Raw genomic sequence first — 18364 nt, forward strand, 5'->3', positions numbered from 1 at the left:
GCCGCGATCGAAGCCAATCGTCAACGTTGGGTCGGTAGTGTACTGACTGCCCAACCACCGTCTGGGTGGATCGTGACGATGTTGTTCATCGCACTCGCTTCCGCTCTGTTGTTGACAGTCATCCTCGGGAGGTACACGCACCATATCACCGTCGTTGGCCAACTGGTGCCGCAAGGCGGGGTCGCAAAAGTCTTCAGCCCGTTTATCGGAACGATAAAAGAGAAGCGCGTGCGCGACGGTCAACGCGTGGTAGCAGGCGACGTGTTATATGTTGTCTCCAGCGAACCACGCGACGGAAGCGGGCATGTCACGTCCGCGGCGGTTATCGAGCATATGGCAGCGCAAAAACGGCAGCTTGTGGAAGATATTGGCACGCTCGAAAAGTACCATCAAAGTGAACTTCGGCAATGGCAGCATCAATTGGTTGCCCACGCGCAGACTATCGCAAAAGCACACGAACAAATCATTGCACAGCATCGGCTCGTCACGATTGCACGGAACAATATGGCGCGATACCTTAAGCTTGTCCCCACGGGCGCGATTTCGCTGCAACGCGCTGAGCAAGCCGAGGCCGATTTCCATGAGAAGAAAAACAAGCTGCATGCACTTGAGAGAGAACACCTGACCGTGCGTCAAAGCCGCACGATCGCCGAGGAGACGCTCCGGGGTTTGCCCTACAAGCACCAGCAAGCGAAGTCTCAACTTATACGGCAGATTGCAGCAGTCTCTCAGACGCTGGCAGAGCATGCGTTACCACGTGACTTTGTCGTATCCGCACCCATCGACGGCACCGCAAGCACCATCATCGCGCAAGTGGGACAACGCGTTGGAAGCAACAGGCCGCTCGTATCGATTGTACCCATCGAGAACACACTCGAAGCACACTTATATGTCGACAGTACAGCAGTAGGCTATATCGCAGCCGGAGATCCGGTACGGCTTCGCTATCATGCTTTCCCGTACCAACGCTTTGGTTTTCAAGCAGGGCAAATCGTCAATGTCGCCGAATCGGCTTCGCCGCCCGACGATTTGTCGGATACGAGCGCGAAACATGCGAGCGCAAGTCGCTCCTTGTATCTAGTGAAGGTAAAACTCCTTCGTCAGCACTTCAACGATACGCGTGGCGTCTCACGGCCTCTGCGTGCAGGCATGCTATTGCATGCCAGTCTGGCGCGCGAGTCGCGTCGCATCTACGAATGGGCGTTCGAGCCGCTCTATCGACTGAGAGACACGTTGTGACATTCGAGCTTACGAAGTCGGCAAAACGTTCTGCATTGTTTAATCGACGGCCACGCATCGATACGCTATTTCAGATCGAAGCCGCCGAGTGTGGCCTGGCATGCTTGGCGATGATCGCGGGTTATCATGGGCAACGCATTGGTCTAGCAGGATTGCGCCAACGCTACGGGCTCTCGGAGAAAGGGGGAAATTTCGCCGGTCTCACCCGGATCGCTGGCGAAATCGGCTTGGGAAGCCGTGCGATAAAGCTTGAATTGCGTGCACTCGGGCGCCTAAAGACGCCCTGTATCTTGCACTGGGAATTTAATCACTTTCTCGTGCTGGAGCGTGTCAAATCTGGCGTTGCGCACGTCCACGATCCTGCGCATGGTTATCGAAAGATACCCATGTCCGAAGTGTCGGATAAGTTCACCGGTGTGGCCATGGAACTGTGGCCAATAGAAGGATTCGTACAGCACAAACCCGCGCCGTCCGTGCGCCTCTTTTCACTGATTGGCACCATCCGGGATTTGCGCACAACGTTCGTGCAGTTACTGACGCTGTCAGTTTCGCTTGAGGTATTCGTCTTGGCTGTTCCGTTCTATGTACAGTGGACCGTCGATCACGTGCTGCCATCGGCAGATCTGGACTTGATGCAGGTATTAGGGGTGGGCTTCCTCGTCCTGATGCTTTGTCAACACGCAACGGCGATTGCACGGTCTTGCTTACTCATGCATTTGAGCGCAACTTGGAGCGCTCGATCGCGAGCGAATATTTTTTCACACCTCATTCGTCTACCTGTCGATTTTTTTTCGAAGCGTCATCTCGGTGATCTGTTGTCGAAATTTGGTGCGATCGACGAAATTCAACGTACGATTACGACCGCGTTCCTCGAAGGTGCACTTGATGGCCTGATGACGCTCCTGATCATGACACTGCTGTTGCTGTACAGCCCGACCCTCGCCTTGATTGTGCTGTTTTCCGCGGCCCTGTACGGCATGCTCCGCGTGATCTCCTACACGCCATTGCGTGCGGCCGTACAGACAAAGTTGATACGGTCGGCCAATCAGCAAAGTCATTTTGTAGAAACGCTGCGTAGTATTCGTGCGATCAAGCTTTTCTCGCGTGAATCGCATCGGGAAACAGCATGGCTTTCGTTGCTGGTCGATCAGATCAACGCGGATGTACGTGTGCAACGGCTGGCGCTCTTCTATACCCATGCGAATGGCCTCCTCGCGGGGCTAGAAAATATCCTGGTCGTATGGCTAGGTGCGAGCTATGTCATGAATGGGCGCTTGACCGTCGGCGCACTGATGGCCTTCATTGCCTACAAGACGCTCTTCCAACGAAGAATTGTGTCTCTGATCGATAAGATTACCGAGTTTCGTACGCTCTCCGTGCAAGCTGACCGGCTCGCCGACATTGTGCTTGCCACGCCCGAAAAGACGACCGAAGTTACACAGGACGCAGAAATCCACGCCAGATGCGACAACGCACTCGCGGTAGATGTGAAGCATCTGAGTTTTCGTTATGGCAACGCGGAACCGCTCGTTCTCGACAATGTCAGCTTTACTGTTCAGCCGGGAGAGTCCGTTGCGATCACCGGCGTGTCTGGCTGTGGAAAATCCACGCTGGCGCAACTTCTGGTTGGTATCTTGTCACCGACAAGCGGTGCCGTTGTCTTAACGAACGCGCAGCGGACACTGGAGGATGTCGTCTCTTTGCGTCAGGCGTTTGGCACTGTTATGCAAGACGACCAGCTATTGGCCGGGTCGATTTGGGAAAATATCAGCTTTTTTGACCCCGACTACAATCGAGAGCGCGTGTTGTCCTGCGCGAAGTTGGCTTGCATTCACGATGAGATAGCGGGATTTCCGATGCGGTACGACACGCTGATAGGTGACATGGGAAATATCCTGTCCGGCGGGCAGAAGCAACGTTTGTTACTCGCTAGAGCGTTGTACAAAATGCCCTCTTGCCTTCTGCTCGACGAATCGACGAGCCATCTCGACATTGTCTGCGAACGTCACGTGAATGCCGCTGTACGCTCGCTGAACATGACGCGGATCATCATCGCGCATCGTCCAGAGACAATCGCGAGCGCAGATCGTGTATTGCGTCTGGACGGCGGGAAGATCGTGGCATAACGTCACGGTGGAAAGCGACGATCGTTGATCCTACTGTCTCGGGAGAGCGCACCGCGAGCGGCCGTTCATGCTGACTTACGTTAAACCCTCTTCGAATGCTGCGGACTCGGCATGGTAATACCCGCTTTTCTAACGGCCGCCTGGGGTAGAGGGTAAGCTACTGCGACCAACTTCAGCCTCGGCGGAATGCCGCCGATGGCAGTGTTCAGCCGCTCCGGCCTCCGCCTGCTTCAATATCGCGATGATTTGGCTTTCCGTGAATCGAGACGTCTTCATGCAGAATTTACTGTCAGTGCCACTGCGAGAAAACTCTACCCCGAACGACTGTTATTCTGTGGGGGGGGACTACCATCACTGCTCGACCGCAACGCATGTATCACCGCTTGCCACGAAACCACTCGGACAGATAGGCGCACTCAATGTCCCCGTCTGTCCATTGCATCCGAGTCGATCAACCCCAGGCGGACACGTAATGGGCTCGGTTGGTGCGATGGTAGGAAGCGGTTCAGCAGGAACTTGCGGCACGATCACTGTTCTACTCGCTGGCCCGATTGGGTCCTGCGGCACTTTCGGTGGCACATGGGCGGCCGAATGCTGCAGGTGCCGCGTACTTCGCGTCTCTGCCTCGTGCCGTGTCAAATGAGCAGTCGGCAATGATGCTGCTGGCTTTGCGGTCAGGTCCGGCGGCGACTTGACTCTTACATACTGAATGACCGTGATAGTTAACAAGAAGACGAGTAGCAATCCAGCATAGAACAGCAGACTCCGCCTTCTTCTATGCCCGGAGTTACTTTTCCCAAGGTTGGCGTTTCGATCTTGCACCGATGTGATCAAATTCGAGCTGATTACGACGGGGCCCTCGGCTTGTCGAATTGACGACTCGCTTCGCGGGTAAGCTGGAGCGGGCATGGATACAACCGAACGCTCGGCAACCTCTTCCAGAACAGGCTTCGTTGCCGGCACTACGGCGAGCGGCGAGGCCTTGGCAACGTATTTATTGGGATTCGGAGCCGTGCTGGTGTCCGTACACAAAGCATCGCGGCGCACCAAGTTGAGTTCTATGGCGAGGTCCCGCACCCATTCCAACGGCCAGGGTCTTTTGCTTTTAGCTGCGAGCAATACTTCCAGGTGCTCGATGCCAGCAATGACAACACGTTCATCGGGCGGCGTGAAAAGGTCCGAGCCGGCTGGAATCCCACCTTCAAAAATGACCGCGCCCTGCGGATAGGAGACGTAGGTACCATGGCCCTGTTTACGCGCCATGCTATTCTTCAGCGCGCGATACGTGCGCAGAACCTGGGCATAGCCGTTCGTATGGTTCTTAATTTGACCAAGCGGATTGGTGCTCTGCCAGGGTCCGTTTTCACGTCCAATCACGGGGTTACGGTAACCTTTTACCTCAATGACCAGCGTCGTATTTGGCGTTGCAACGAGGATGTCGATCTCATTGATTCCAAACTTCACATTGGTATAGATGACGGCGGGCACGTCATGAGCGGAAAGCCACTCTATGGCGCAGGACAGAACTACTTTCTCAGACGACAAAATCGGACGGTCGCCGTAATACTGCTCGATATTCTGCATAGGCCGGAGAAATTCCGAGGCGCCGCGCCTCTAGAAGCACCTAGGATTAATCTTATATGAGTTGTGTGAGCGACTCTGCATCACATAAGCGGTGATGATCAGACTCGCACTAGCATAGCGAAGACATCGCCCGGTCAAATACTAACCGATCTGTCCACTAATATACAATCCGAGAACTTGCATTAGACCCTCAATGCGATGACACGTTGGGACGCGTTGAAACTGTCTCTACGACTGCCGTAGACGAGCAATGCCGAATGGGAGATTGCCGTTTTTTAGGCAGAAAGCGCACGATGAGGTAATTGAACGCAGTTTTTTTGCAGCCTCGCTTTGTCGGTATCGATACAGGCATGCAAGGTACGTAAACCACGCCCGAACCATTCTCAGATTCGAGCGAATTCCCTCGGGACTTAATGAAAGCTTTCACGCCTGACGTTCACATCGCAGGTGTATGGTCGCCATCGTGCTTCAATGCCAGCACAGACCGCCGCGTGTCATCCAAGTTATCAGCGATATCATCTATCGCAATACTCAGCGTATCGGCATCCAGCGTGACTTGGCGGAACTCGTCCATGCCGACAAGGTCCGCTTGCAATCGAAGCGAATTAATCACCTTGAGAAGCTTGACTGAGACTGCGTCGACACGGTCAATGAAGGAATCAAACGAAGGGGCTGCGGCGCGGGAGTTGTCGGACAGAGTAGACACGATGCGGACCTTATAAAAATGTCCATCTCGCGAAAAACGAGGTGGGCGGGACAAGGAAAGGGGTAGAAAACCGGAACATGCGCCCAACACCCGGCAGCCCGAAGGCTCCCTTACCTAGCCCGCCCATAGAGAGCGTGCAAAATATGGATCGAAACGTTAAAGAATCGATCCGGGCGCATGTTTTCGGGTTTCTACGCCCGGACGCTGTTGTTGCAGCGACGTCCCTAGGATAGGTCCACATCGAATGCACGCACAATCGGACGATTCCGAAAAACCCCTCATTTACTGAGTCTTTGGCCAAACGGCCTATCGTTTGTGCGAGCGATTACGCACCCACAAATTCAAATCGATGCGATCACGTTATGCAGTCGCAAGGTAATGACCGAGCTGCGGCATTGCCGAGATCGTATTACCCTTTGCGTATCCAATCCGAACCGGACCCGCAGATTCCAGCAAAAACGCGCCCCTGCGGGCAAAACTAACAGCAGCCTTCCCAAGCCTGCTTAAGGAATTCCAGCATGTCCGCTTACCACTTTGAGTGGGCGCATAAAATAGAACGATGCCGCATACGGGACAACTTTCACTATTTAATTAAACGCTACCCCTCAGCGGCGTATTACTTCTTGCCAATCTTAAAATAACGTGTCGATCTTGATTCAATGAAGACCTCACATCGATGGTAATTTTCTTAGTACAACGTCACTTACGGAACATTACTTTGGTGTGAGATATCATTCACTGAAATAGGAGATAGCGCTATGCGTCAACAATCATGGATCAAAATCATGGCCAGCTGCACCATTGCCAGCGCACTCTCGTTTATGCAGGTTGCCGCTCACGCCTCGCTGTCCGGGAACGACAATGTCCCGGAGCCGGCTAAAGCCGTCGATCTGTCGCGGTATGTAGGTAAATGGTATGAGTTCGCGCGATATGAAAACCTTTTTGAAAAAAACTGTGAGGGGGTGACGGCCGACTATGAAAAGCGCGATGACGGCCTTATCAAGGTAGTCAATACCTGTCACGAAGGGAGTGTGTCGGGACCCACGCGTGCAATCGAAGGCAAAGCCAAAGTCGTCCCTAACTCACGCGACGCAAAACTGAAGGTGTCGTTCTTCGGTCCGTTTTATGTCGGGAAGTACTGGGTACTCGATCATGCCGACGACTATAGCTGGTCGATCGTCGGCGAACCAACGGGCATATTCTTATGGATTCTGACGCGCGATGCCAAACCCAGCGAAGCACTAGCGACTGAACTTATTACACGGGCAACCAAGCTCGGCTATGACGCGTCGATGATTCGTCGCACAAAGCATTAAGATAAGTAGGCTTGACTGCGCTCCTTCTAACGGACGTGCCACAGACGGGACACAAAAGCACGCAACAACCGCTTACGTGTGTCCCACGCTACGCAGCAGGGTGCCGCAACGTCTTATGGCGAGACGTCGCAGTCGTCGGCCATCGTTGCCGTCCGCCACCGATGGCCGCGATACCTATGCCGGATTACCGAAGCAAGGCGGCCAACCGCGTCATCACCCAGTGATATCCAATATGCTCCTGCTCCAATCGCAGGCACGCGTCAGGTTGAATACGTTGATATCGCAGGTCATCGTAGACGCGGCATTCATCGGAAGTCAATCTGAGCAAATCAACCATCAGCGGCGCCGTCTCCCGTCCCCAGGACGCCGAATGGGCATCTAACGTTTCCCGGTCCATAAGGAAAGAAGCGACGGCGCTGAAATGGCTGCGCAGCTGATTCAAAATCCCAAAGCCATGGGTATCGATGTCCCCCCAGTAGTAAATCGTGCAGCAATCAAGCCACCGCGCCAGAGACAGCGCATCCCAGCCGTAACCCGCGCCAAAAACGACAATGCTGCGGGGCACCAAAGGAAATGCCAAAAAGTTTGTTTCGTTTTCGGTGATAAAGACGCGGTCAATGCTTAGCTTGAGTTCGCTGAAGCTTTTCGCGTCCAGTGCGATATCGGCACAGACAGGACCCGGAAGCGACGCGATTTGAGGGTCGAGCTCACGATACCGTATTCGCGTCGGCTTCTCGGTGAAGCCATATCGCCCGGCGAATTGCGCAACGCCCGATTTTGTCGAATCGATCGCCTCGGGCGGTAAAATCAGGTCCAACAGTTCAGGGAGCAAGCCGCGATGGCGTTCGATGAATTTCGTGTCGATATCGGGCAAATCGACTTGCCGGAGAAACACCCCCGGACGCGGGTGGGCACGCAGCCAAGACACGACGATAAGCAGTTTCGGCCATTCCGCCGCGTATTGCAGGGCTATCAATGGCCGCCGAAGCAACCACGGCACAAGCGCCGGCAGCGTCGATTCAGTCGTTGCTACCAATTCAGCAAACGCCCGTGACGCCGGCACTTTCTGGAGCAAAATCAAAGCATCGTCGATCGAATCGATCCATACGCTCGAAGGCACGCGTTGCAAACCCTGCACACGATGCCGGACCTCACGCCACTCAATGCGGACGTTCGGTATCTCTCGAAGGACAGCGGCCCAGGTCCTCACCTCATCGAAGCGATTAGCGATATCGGTCGTTCCGGGTGTTTTTAATACGAGACGGAACGGGAAACGCCCCTCCGGCAATACGACGTCGCGCAGCAAATCGCCTTTCGCCCAAAGACGCGACAGCTGCTCGACGACATCGTCGTGTCCGGTCCAACTCACGCGTCCGCACTCCCGTCCGCACGCCGCATCATCGCCCCTTTCTGCGCCCGATATTCCTCGATCGAGAGGTTACGCAATTTCGATGCTTTCCCGGCATCGTTATGCACAAATCCGACACTCGATACATACGGCTCGATAATGTGTATCTTCTGCAGTGGCGTAACTATCAATAGCTGCAAATTGAGTTGGCGGAATAGCTTTAAACCGTATTGCGCCGACTCATCGGATCCGCGACCGAATGCTTCGTCGATCACAACGAAACGGAACGATCGCGAGCGGACTTCCCCCCATTCCAAACCGAATTGATAGGCCAAGCTCGCCGCCAAAATCGTGTAGGCGAGTTTTTCTTTCTGACCGCCGGATTTTCCGCCCGAGTCGGAATAGTGATCGTGCTCGGCATCGTCGGTCCGCCATCTCTCGCTGGCAGCGAACATAAACCAATTGCGCACATCCGTGACCTTCGCGGTCCATCGCCTATCTAGCTCCGTTAGCCCTTCGCGTCCTCGAAAGCGGTCGATGATCGATTTGACCTGCAGAAATTTCACTTCGGAATATTGGCTGTCGTCGGAGCCCGTCATGGCACCTTCCGTGCAAGCGCGCAAATCCTGTTGAAAGTCGCGAATTTCAGCATCCGGATTAACCTGCGACACTAGCGTGATATAGCGCCCTTCGTTATAGTCGATACCCCTCAGCGACGTGTCGATATGATCGATGCGCTCCAGCATCAACTCCCGCTCGCGATTCAACTGCGCATTGAAGTTCGCGATTTCATTGATCGTATTGACGTTCAAGAGCTCTTTGAATCGCTGGGCAAAGCGCGGTAGGTCATCGCGATGCAATTGCGTCAAGAGGTTCTCATACTCGAACGCGCCGCCGATACTGATATCCATCTCGGCAGTTTCGAGCTTGTATTCCTCTTTGAAACCCGTCATCGCGCGGATGATCCTTTCCAAAAGACGCCCACGTACCTTGCCCTGATTGTCGGCGCGTGTCTGAAGGGCGCCTCGCATGTCTTGCTCGCGATTGTCGCAGGACTCGATCGATAGCACATGCTCGCCCAGAATTTCCTCGCGTAACGTCGCGAGCTGAGCCGAAAGCGCCTCGTCTTCCGGTGCATCCGCGAGTGTAGCCGCAGTCTGCATTTGCAGCGCTTGATTATCGGTCTGCCGCTGTTCGACCTTCGATCGCTCGTCGCGTGCCGCTTGGGTGTCGCTTGCGCTCTGCTTCCATTCGATCTGCCGGGTGCGCAATTCCTCGTTGAGTTGCTGCAAAACATCGGAGGCGTTCTCCAGCTTTGTACGCTCCTCCTCCAACACGGCGATCTCGACGGCGATCGTTCCCCAATCCAATTCGTCGAAATCGACAAACTCCTGCAATCGGGTCAAGGCATCGATACGCTTGATGCCTTGCTCTCGGGCGCGCAGAATCTCGGCGATTTTTGCACCCACCGCTGCCATCGCCGCGGCCAGCACGTCGCGCTTTCCTTCCAACGCAGCGATCTTCGCGGTGTTCGTCCAACCAAGGACATACCGACTCCGATCGTCGATACGATGCCGGTCGTCTTTCTCGTGACGCCCACTGGGGTCCTTGACTTGTCCGGAACGGGTGATCGCACGAGGCTCACGTCGGAACCGTTCCTGCGTCACGCAACAAGCCACGTTGAAACGACGGCCTATTTCACGCTCCAGCCACGCATAGTGAACTGAGTCCGGCTTGATCGACAGTTTTCGCACGAGCGAGTCAGCATGAAGATCGGGCGCTTCACCTCCGGCGCGTTCGCGCACGTGGTAATAGACTAGGCGCCCACGGAGATTACTGCTGTCCACCCACTCCGTGACTGCCTTGTAATGTTGGTCCGGCACGAGGAGCCCTAGCGCGAAACCATGCAATAGCCGTTCTGCCGCTCCCTCCCAATCGCGCGCCTCATCGCGAACCTGGATTAGCTCCCCCGCGAAGGGCAGCGTCTCGACAGGAATCGACAGGGCCTCGCACAACGTCGCGCGGATCTGAATCTGACGCTCGTCGATATTGCTGCGACGGCGCTTCAAGCTGTCGATCTCCGAGGCTAACACATCATGCTCGCCCCGCCCTTGGCGCAAGGTTACGGCATGTTCAGTCTCCTCGTTTCTCAGGTCGGCTTCGCTGTCGCGTGCCTCCTGCAGCCAAGACTGGAATGTGTCGTGCTGTGCGGTAAAGCTTGCGTGACTCTCCGGCACTTGCGCGTCTAGCACAGCGGCCAAAGTCTGATATCGATCGCTCTTTCCTTTTCGGACATCCCGAACGCCACGCTTCTGACGAATGTCGACAGCCAATCGCTCCAGTCGATCTCCGCCATTCACATTGATCGCTTGCTTCAAGGCATCGATTTGCACACTGTGCTCGTCGTGCAATGCCTCGAAGCGCACAACACGTCCGTCAGCCTTGGCCCATAGCTCAGCCAGCAGCGCGCTACGCTTATCCAACAAATCCCGCTTCAACGTCGCGAAGTAGGTCCGCAACCCGTCGCGGCACCGGTGCAAGCCGTCGATCTCCGCGTCTAACTCCCGATGACGAGCACAATCCTGAATCAGTGGCGTGAGCAGCATCACTTGCCGCTGCGCCTTCAAGACTGCCTCGTGCGCGCGCGTCAAGTCGTCGAAGTGGTGAATCAATGCATCGATACGCTGCGCGCCGTCGAAAGGCTCCAGCATATGGCTACGAACAAAATCGGTCAGGTTACCAACAGACTTCAACGACACCGTTTGGTGGAATAGCTCGAGCGCCTGGTCGTTTTCGATGCCAAAACGTCGACGAAACCATGCCGCGTAAGGCGGAAAGCTATCGTGCAGTTCGGCGCCGGCGTTGCGCAGTTTTTTTCGCAATTGCGCTATGTCCGGGCCGAAATCCGAGAAATCCGCAGCGATGGATAAGGCACGCTCCACACCCATGAAGAAACGCGCGGGCTGGCCGTGGACATCCTTCATCCAGAACACCTGAGCCAGACTGATCGTCTGGTCATATCCCTCGTTCCTGAAGACCCCGAGAATGACGGAATAGCTGTTCGGCTGGCGCAGTGGTACCGGCTTGGCAACGCCAGTAACCTCGTTACGCTCGGACTTGTAGTGACCGAGCACGTATGAGCGCAGGGTGCGCTCCTTGTTTTCCGCGCCGGCGGCTTTGTTGTACGCAATCTTATGCGCCGGTACCAGCAAGGTAGTGATCGCGTCGACCAATGTCGACTTGCCCGAGCCGATATCACCGGTCAACAGGCCGTTTCGGCCATCCAACTCCAGCGTCCATACCCGGCTGTCGAACGTTCCCCAATTGAATACTTCGAGCCGCATCAAGCGGAAGCCCGACAGCGTTTCGTCTGCTAGGAAATCCAGCCCCAGGCTGTGGACATCATTCATCGTCTTCCGCCTTGTCGTTTCCCACGCCACCGGAAAGGTGCGCCCGGTATTGCGCCAACCGTGCGTCGAACTCTGCCAACCATTGTGCGTCGACAAAGGCTTTCAAAATACGTCGGACCTCGAAACTGGGCACCCCGGCCAGCGCACCGCTCGTCGGTTTCAACTTGCGCAGAAAACCAAGATCGACGACCTTATTCAGCGTCGTGTCGATCTGATCGATCAGCTTCGCTTCATTACTGCCGTCCGGTAGAAACACACGGACCATTTCGACCGCTTCATCACGATTCAGTATCAGCCGCGTATCGGATCCGCCGGCATCGAATTCGACCAGTTTCTTGCGCAGCAACGCGATCATTAGGCTGACCTGAAACGACAGCGGCCGGCGCGCGATAAGGCGGGGCACGCGAGGCGCCGCGTCCCCATCTTCGGGCTCCGGTCGGCTCTTCAAAAACGCATAACCTTCGGCCTCATCCACAATGAGGTCAAGGTTCAAGACGGCAGCATAGTCTCTCAAGCGTGCCTGCAAATCGATCAATGCGCTCCACTGCCGCTCGTCGGCTTCCCGATATTGGACGCCCTTGAGAAGCGTTATCAGGGTAACGGATAAATTCGCATCCTGGCCAGTCGCGCGGTCCGATGCCAACGCGTCGTCTTCCGCTGTATCCGTTCTTAACATTGCTGCCCCACCTTTGTTCCTATCCGTCTAACGCAAGAAAATAACACGTGGCATCCGGGCGCTTCGCATTGTCGTCTCTCCGTCAACCGATTGCGCCTGCCAATGTATCTGCTCCAATGTATCTTCATCGATACGACTCGAAAACGATTCGCTACTTATCTGCAGGTAGGCGACGATCTCGGCGAGACCTTGACGGAGCGGATAGCGGTCCAGTAACTCCGTCAGCGTAATCTGATCGCGGTCCTGCAGCGCTTGGCGCAGGTTCCCTGACAGCACGGATTTGTCCACAATCACTTGGTCAAACAGCGCTGCAGGGTCGATGTCCTCCTCCCCGGACGCAACGACGACGTTTGCGAGCGAGATCTTTAGCGCCGGATTGAACAGCACTCGCTCCATTGCCAATTCGATAGCCGCTTGCGTATCATCAATCTCCATAAACGCGCCGGCGGGTGGCATATCGCGCACGTTCAGTGCATGGCCTTCGATACCTCGGAGGATTTCCATGATCCGTCGGTTTTCGAGCCACGCCTGTTCATCGAGGAATCGGCGCAATTGTTGCGATAATTGCGCAACGGTACGTTGGGCGTATTCGCCCGCTTCGATCCAATCGTAATGGACACGTCGGGTACGTTTGTCGGGACTGAGTGCCGCAACTGCGGGGAGTGCCAGCACCTGATCGATGAGGCGCGTCAGCTCTTCTTGACGGCTCGTTGATAAGAGAAATTCCCAGAAAGCGCGGAAGCTCTTCCCTTGATCCGAATCGGCGATCGCATCACGTTCACCCATGATGCTTTCCAACAAGGCGCCTTTGCTTCCGTCCCATAGGGCGATGCGTTCTCGTACCCGTCGATCCAATGACCGGAAGTTATGCTCCACCTCTCGAAAATCCATCAGCAAGGCCCGTACGCCCTGAACAAACTGCTGAAAGCGTTCCTTGACGGCGGTTTCATCCAATAACGACACGTCGCCGTCACGGATACGCTCGATCTCGCGGTCCAACGCGTCGCGCTGGTCCTGCAGTGCTTCAATGCGCTTGTTCGCGTCGGGCTCCGTTCCCTGACTCATCTGCTTGAGCAGATCGAACAACATCAGCAGTCTGGATTCGGTGCCGACAAATTCCCGCGCATCGAGTTCGAGAAGCCAAGCGATCGCTTTCTCTGTCGCCGGCGTGAGGTCGAACTGGGCTTCGTCACTGCCTGCACGGTAGAATTTGCGTAGCCAGCCCTTATCCGCCGCCGACCAATCGTTTAAATAGGCCGATGCCGCTTTGGGGAATGCGTCATCACCAAGCTGCTGTCGCAGCATGAAGAGCTCGTCTTCGAGAGCCTCGGCAAGATCGGCTGCGGTAATCTCGCGCAGGTTTGGTGCAATGAAAATGCGGTGCAAAAAACTAGCGATCAACGGTGCATGATCGGAACGAAGGAGGCGCCAAGCCGGATGGTTCATCCGCAAAGCGGATAACGTGGCAAAGTCTGGAGTCATGGCACAGTGCCTCTACGGCGCTCATTAAGATCAAGATTCCGCATTCGACGTTCGAATCATGCCGGAAAGCTGTATTTTTACACAGTCTTGATGCGATATGGGCAGTCCCTTGGATATAGGCCATGTGCCATGTCTATCGTTTGCGCATCCGTGAGTGGCATGACGCGGGCGTGCCGTCTAAAGGCTGCCGCCGAGCTAGCGATACCGCGAAGAGCGTCCTCCTATTAAAAGACAGCGCTGGTTTCGTTGAAGACGGGAGTCATTTCTGACGTAATGTGGTAACGGACGCAACGCTACCCCGGCTGCGACGCAAGAAAATTCCCTAACCGCTCCATCGCCGACTCCAGCATCGTATTACTCTTCGCGTAGCAAATACGGATCTGCCCCGAGGATTCCTGCGAGAATGCGATCCCTGGGGAAAGGCCGACGCCTGCTTCCAGCAGCGCCCTTTTGCAGAACTCCAGCGTGTCCGTCTCCCCTTCAACCGCGAGCATTAAATAGAACGACGCAGCGTTCGGGACGACCTTCACCTTCGGCATCTCTGCCAGCTTCTTCAGTACGAACTCTCGCCCCTGCTTGCAACGTGCGACGAAGGACTCGACGAACGGCTCGCCCTCATCCAGCGCGACAATCCCGGCTTCTTGCAGAAACGCTTGCCCACCGCTGACGCTAAACTGAATCAGCTTTTCCATCGTGCCTTTTAGCGCTCGCGGATAGACCATCCACCCCATGCGCCATCCCGTCATCGCCCAGGCTTTGGAAAAGCTGTTGATAACAAATACGGGATCGTCCGGACCGCAGATATCCAGCAGCGATGCCGCGAAAGGACGGTCATACACGATGCGCTGATAGACCTCATCCGCGATCAAGGCGATATTCCGCTCACGCGCGAAATCAAGAAGTCGGCGTTGTTGCTCAGGGTCGATCATCCAGCCCGTCGGATTGCCCGGGGAGGCGAAGTAGATGCCTTTTGTGCGCTCATCGCAGGCTGCCAAGAGCTTGTCCAAGTCCAGCGACCAACCCGTAACATCGGAATGCAACGATACGCTCCGTACCTGGCCCCCTGCTACCTCGATCGCCCGCAGGATGTTCGGCCACGATGGCGTCACGCAAACCACGTTGTCCCCCGGGCCGACCACGGTCTGTGCGATCAACATCGCTGCTAACATTCCCGACGACGTGACTGCGATACGGTCGTCTTCGATCTCCGCACCGCTGAGTCGCTTGTAGTACCGCGCGATTGCAGCTCTCAGCGGCGGGATTCCGCGCATCGTCGAATAAAAGGTATTCCCGCGCTGTAACGCAGCGATGGCGGCATTCGAGATGAAGTCAGGCGTTGGCAGATCGCTTTCGCCCGCCCAAAGCGGAATCACGTCGGGACGCTGAGGTGCCAGCTTCCAGATTTCGATGATAGGGGAGTCTTGGACGGCGAGGATTGAGTCTTTTACTAGCGGCATGGGAGGAACTGGGTTGATTGCTCGGAGACGCACTTTCGTTACATCACGGCAGACCGACAGGGCGCCGATGACGGCCATCGTCAGCCCAACATTGTTTCAGCAGCCGCGACCCATTGCATCCGGTCAAAATAGCGTTTGACGTCTTTTCGACACCAGATACCACGATGTGGGAAATTCAGCGTAACTCGATGCCTCGCAAAGCAAGCGGCAGGTCTAAGCGGGAGGAGGTCAGATCGTGTACGGCCGCTATTCTCCTACGGATTAATGAATTCAATCGACTCGACTAGCGTCTTCAAACTTTGGGTTGAGTCAATCTCTGGATGACGAAGCATCTGGACATTACTCGTACCGCACAACGCGACCCCATCGTGCACCAAACAAAAATTCATATGACGAACGCGCTTATCTTCGTCTCCACTTGCATCGCTGTATAGAAACGCCTCACCTATTGAGTTTTTCCCGTGTAGTTCTAGTCCGGCAGCATGCTCGTTTTTACTAAATGGGACTGTCCAATGCCCGTCGTCATCTTCACTGAGCCAACGTCCATTCTCGAACGAAGCGCCCAGCTGTATCCTCATAAAATCTTTGTTCTTTGCATCTACACAACTCAACACAATCGAAGCCCCAATCCGTGACATCAACGACTTACCACCATCATCAAAAAAAATTGATCCGTTTTGCGGATAGCTTCCTGGCTCAGGCTTTGAAAAATTTGCGTCAGGCACATACGGGAGACGGACTTGACACATTCCAATTTTCGCGGATATCTCTTTCATTAGAGGCGACGCGTCTGCAGCGAATGCATGATTCGACGCTAGCAGAAGCAATGCAGTAAACAAACGGATGGACCTAAATGCTGAGAGGAGTTTCCAGATAGTCATAATAGAATTGTCACGCATCAGGAAGATCTTGCAAGGAACTATGCACGTCTGGAAATGGAAGTCGGTCCATGGATTTGCCCCTGCATAACCGGACACAGCATCACACCTAGGTTAATGACTCTGTCTTGCGTCGAAACTCGCGTGGGGAGCGATACTTCAACGCGCTATGTGGGTGCTTCTCGTTGTAATGCTCGAAGGCGAGCGCCAGATTTTGTACGGCCGTCATCGCATCAGGCTTGGGCATAAAGGCGACGTAGTCACGTTTCATCGTCTTCACGAAGCTCTCCGCCATCCCGTTACTTTGCGGACTGCACACCGGCGTTGTGAGCGGCGTAAGACCGATACCGTTCGCAAATGCCCGCGTCTCGTGCGCAATATAGCCCGAACCATTATCACTGAGCCACTCAATTGCGCTGGGCACGCCATCGACATTCCCAAATCGATGCTCCACCGCCGCAAGCATCACGTCACGCACGTCGTTCCCCGTATAGTCGCAGTGGTCGCCACCCAGCTCATCGCTTCTCGGTCGCAGCAGTCCAAGGCGAACGTCACACGCAATGGCTCGCCGTTCTCGCATCGGAACTCGAAGCCATCGGAGCACCATCGCTGATTGCTTTTGTCGACTGCCACTCGACCGTCATGTCGCCGAATGATGGTTGGCCGCCTCGGCTTGCGTTGCAGCAGCAGCCCGTGAGCACGCATCACGCGATAGACGCGTTTGTGGTTCACGGGCGCTGCCTGCGAACGCTCCCGCTCGCTACGCATCAGACCCCAGGCGCGCCGATAACCATAGCTCGGCAAGTCCTTCACGGTCTGCTGGATTTCAGCAACCAACGCTGTATCGTTGCCTCGCTCGGCCGAACGCCCATCTTGCCAATCCGCAGCTCGAGTACGTTTCACCGAGACGTTCGAACGCGCAACGCCCAGAGCGTCGCAGACCTGCTTCACCGCTCGTCCTCCGGCAATGAGGGCGAGCGCGCAATCCACTTTTTTTGGCGACCGTATTCCACCGCCTCCTTCAGAATTTCGACTTCCACCGTCTTCTTGCCAAGCAATCGCTGCAATTCACGAATCTGCTTCAACGCGTCCGACAGCTCCGAGGCCGGTACAACTTCCTCGCCAGCCGACACGGCCGACAGGCTGCCGTCCTGGTACAGTTTCTTCCAGTGGAATAACTGGTTCGGATTTACCCCGTTCTGGCGAGCAACCATCGAGACCGTCTTACCGGGCTCGACGCTCTCTCGCACCATCGCCGCTTTCTCTTCGGCGGACCATCGTCGCCGGCGCTCCGGCCTCGTCAACACTTCCATCACTTCCTGCCTGCCGTTAGTCTTAAACACAACCGTATGCCTACCCGCTATTTTACGGTAGAGACTATGTCCGGAGATTCAAGGGGATGTTCCAGCAAGGCCGGAACGGTCTACATCGACTGATCGCTTCACGGATCGAAGGCCATCAAATAACATCAACGATCAATGAATTGGATGGACTCAATCAATTGCTTCATCTCACTTGTTGAGTCGACCTTTGGGTTTCTCAGCCACTGAACACTGCCGCGGCCACACAGCGCGACCGAGTTATGAATCATGCAAAAATTAATATGCCGTGACCGTTGATCTTCGTCTCCGACCGCGTCGTTATACAGCAGTGCTTTACCCCAAGCATTTCTCCCGTGAATTTCGAAGGTTTGAACTCTGGCGGTTCTGTCAAACTGCACAACCCAGTTCCCGTCCCCGTCCTTAGCTTCCCATTGCCCGTCTCGATATACGGCGGCCAGGAGATTGGCGATCGCATCCGGCTCTTTCGCATCCTCGCAGGTCAGCGAAATCGGCAAGCCAACACGAGACAATGCCGTTTTCCCTCCGTAATCAAATAAAATTGCCCCAATCTGAGGGTTTTTCCCCTCCTCAGGATTGGCATATCGGACTCCCTGCATTGACGCGAATCGAAAGTTGCAACTTCCTATTTTTGCATATATTTCGTTATCCGAACCGATAGGAAGAGCCTCGGCGGCGAATGAATTACCTGACGCAAAGCCAGCCGCCGTGAGCAAGTGCAATGCACCTAAGAAACGTGTAGCGTATCGTTTAAAGTTCATGAAATAGGCTAGCTGTGGTCTCCCGGACTTTATCGGTTCTC

12 protein-coding genes and 1 pseudogene are annotated in these 18364 nt (G+C 55.2%); 3 read left to right on the top strand and 10 right to left on the bottom strand.

What is annotated here, in order from left to right:
* Nucleotides 1-78: 78 nt before the first annotated feature.
* Together ABEG21_RS00060 and ABEG21_RS00065 are read left to right on the top strand one after the other, a co-directional pair.
* A complete protein-coding gene (locus tag ABEG21_RS00060; RefSeq protein ID WP_347555279.1) occupies nucleotides 79-1239 on the top strand; it encodes an HlyD family efflux transporter periplasmic adaptor subunit in 1161 nt (386 codons plus the stop codon).
* Entirely contained in the window at nucleotides 1236-3365 is a 2130-nt protein-coding gene (locus tag ABEG21_RS00065) for a peptidase domain-containing ABC transporter (protein ID WP_347555280.1), read from the top strand. Before ABEG21_RS00060 ends, ABEG21_RS00065 begins: the two co-directional genes overlap by 4 nt.
* A 351-nt stretch (nucleotides 3366-3716) precedes the next feature.
* Here ABEG21_RS00065 and ABEG21_RS00070 read toward each other — a convergent pair whose 3' ends face one another.
* Both ABEG21_RS00070 and ABEG21_RS00075 read right to left on the bottom strand, forming a co-directional pair.
* The gene (locus ABEG21_RS00070) at nucleotides 3717-4949 is read right to left on the bottom strand and encodes a nuclease-related domain-containing protein (protein ID WP_347555281.1); all 1233 of its coding nucleotides are present in this window, start codon (nucleotides 4947-4949) and stop codon (nucleotides 3717-3719) included.
* A gap of 436 nt (nucleotides 4950-5385) precedes the next feature.
* Nucleotides 5386-5655 (bottom strand): hypothetical protein, encoded by a 270-nt coding sequence (locus tag ABEG21_RS00075; protein ID WP_347555282.1) that lies wholly within the window; start codon nucleotides 5653-5655, stop codon nucleotides 5386-5388.
* A gap of 821 nt (nucleotides 5656-6476) precedes the next feature.
* Here ABEG21_RS00075 and ABEG21_RS00080 point away from each other — a divergent pair.
* A complete protein-coding gene (locus tag ABEG21_RS00080) occupies nucleotides 6477-6971 on the top strand; it encodes a lipocalin family protein (protein WP_347556825.1) in 495 nt (164 codons plus the stop codon).
* A gap of 184 nt (nucleotides 6972-7155) precedes the next feature.
* Here the strand turns inward: ABEG21_RS00080 and ABEG21_RS00085 are convergent, their stop codons facing one another.
* The 8 genes and pseudogenes from ABEG21_RS00085 to ABEG21_RS00120 all read right to left on the bottom strand — a co-directional run bounded on the left by ABEG21_RS00085 (nucleotide 7156) and on the right by ABEG21_RS00120 (nucleotide 18323).
* Entirely contained in the window at nucleotides 7156-8340 is a 1185-nt protein-coding gene (locus tag ABEG21_RS00085; RefSeq protein WP_347555283.1) for a DUF3322 domain-containing protein, read from the bottom strand.
* The gene (locus ABEG21_RS00090; RefSeq protein ID WP_347555284.1) at nucleotides 8337-11729 is read right to left on the bottom strand and encodes an ATP-binding protein; all 3393 of its coding nucleotides are present in this window, start codon (nucleotides 11727-11729) and stop codon (nucleotides 8337-8339) included. Before ABEG21_RS00090 ends, ABEG21_RS00085 begins: the two co-directional genes overlap by 4 nt.
* Nucleotides 11722-12405, bottom strand: coding sequence for a DUF4194 domain-containing protein (locus tag ABEG21_RS00095; protein ID WP_347555285.1), 684 nt, complete (start codon nucleotides 12403-12405; stop codon nucleotides 11722-11724). The genes ABEG21_RS00090 and ABEG21_RS00095 overlap by 8 nt, the downstream gene beginning before the upstream one ends.
* A gap of 27 nt (nucleotides 12406-12432) precedes the next feature.
* A complete protein-coding gene (locus ABEG21_RS00100; RefSeq protein WP_347555286.1) occupies nucleotides 12433-13887 on the bottom strand; it encodes a DUF3375 domain-containing protein in 1455 nt (484 codons plus the stop codon).
* A gap of 293 nt (nucleotides 13888-14180) precedes the next feature.
* The gene (locus tag ABEG21_RS00105; RefSeq protein ID WP_347555287.1) at nucleotides 14181-15422 is read right to left on the bottom strand and encodes a pyridoxal phosphate-dependent aminotransferase; all 1242 of its coding nucleotides are present in this window, start codon (nucleotides 15420-15422) and stop codon (nucleotides 14181-14183) included.
* A gap of 176 nt (nucleotides 15423-15598) precedes the next feature.
* Complete coding sequence (locus ABEG21_RS00110; RefSeq protein WP_347555288.1) at nucleotides 15599-16243, bottom strand: hypothetical protein; 645 nt, start codon at nucleotides 16241-16243, stop codon at nucleotides 15599-15601.
* Between the two features lie 88 nt (nucleotides 16244-16331).
* A pseudogene (locus tag ABEG21_RS00115) lies at nucleotides 16332-17535 on the bottom strand (IS3 family transposase).
* Nucleotides 17536-17690: 155 nt separating this feature from the next.
* The gene (locus ABEG21_RS00120) at nucleotides 17691-18323 is read right to left on the bottom strand and encodes a hypothetical protein (protein ID WP_347555289.1); all 633 of its coding nucleotides are present in this window, start codon (nucleotides 18321-18323) and stop codon (nucleotides 17691-17693) included.
* Nucleotides 18324-18364 lie beyond the last annotated feature (41 nt).

Source organism: Robbsia sp. KACC 23696, assembly GCF_039852015.1.
GTDB lineage: Bacteria > Pseudomonadota > Gammaproteobacteria > Burkholderiales > Burkholderiaceae > Robbsia.

What these genes read in the sequence shown, in the direction of transcription:
- ABEG21_RS00060 (WP_347555279.1), top strand. Translation starts at nt 79, where the DNA reads ATGTTGTTCATCGCACTCGCTTCCGCTCTGTTGTTGACAGTCATCCTC.
- ABEG21_RS00080 (WP_347556825.1), top strand. Translation starts at nt 6,477, where the DNA reads ATGCAGGTTGCCGCTCACGCCTCGCTGTCCGGGAACGACAATGTCCCG.
- ABEG21_RS00110 (WP_347555288.1), bottom strand. Translation starts at nt 16,243, where the DNA reads ATGCGTGACAATTCTATTATGACTATCTGGAAACTCCTCTCAGCATTT.
- ABEG21_RS00095 (WP_347555285.1), bottom strand. Translation starts at nt 12,405, where the DNA reads ATGTTAAGAACGGATACAGCGGAAGACGACGCGTTGGCATCGGACCGC.
- ABEG21_RS00100 (WP_347555286.1), bottom strand. Translation starts at nt 13,887, where the DNA reads ATGACTCCAGACTTTGCCACGTTATCCGCTTTGCGGATGAACCATCCG.
- ABEG21_RS00105 (WP_347555287.1), bottom strand. Translation starts at nt 15,422, where the DNA reads ATGGCCGTCATCGGCGCCCTGTCGGTCTGCCGTGATGTAACGAAAGTG.
- ABEG21_RS00090 (WP_347555284.1), bottom strand. Translation starts at nt 11,729, where the DNA reads ATGAATGATGTCCACAGCCTGGGGCTGGATTTCCTAGCAGACGAAACG.
- ABEG21_RS00120 (WP_347555289.1), bottom strand. Translation starts at nt 18,323, where the DNA reads ATGAACTTTAAACGATACGCTACACGTTTCTTAGGTGCATTGCACTTG.
- ABEG21_RS00070 (WP_347555281.1), bottom strand. Translation starts at nt 4,949, where the DNA reads ATGCAGAATATCGAGCAGTATTACGGCGACCGTCCGATTTTGTCGTCT.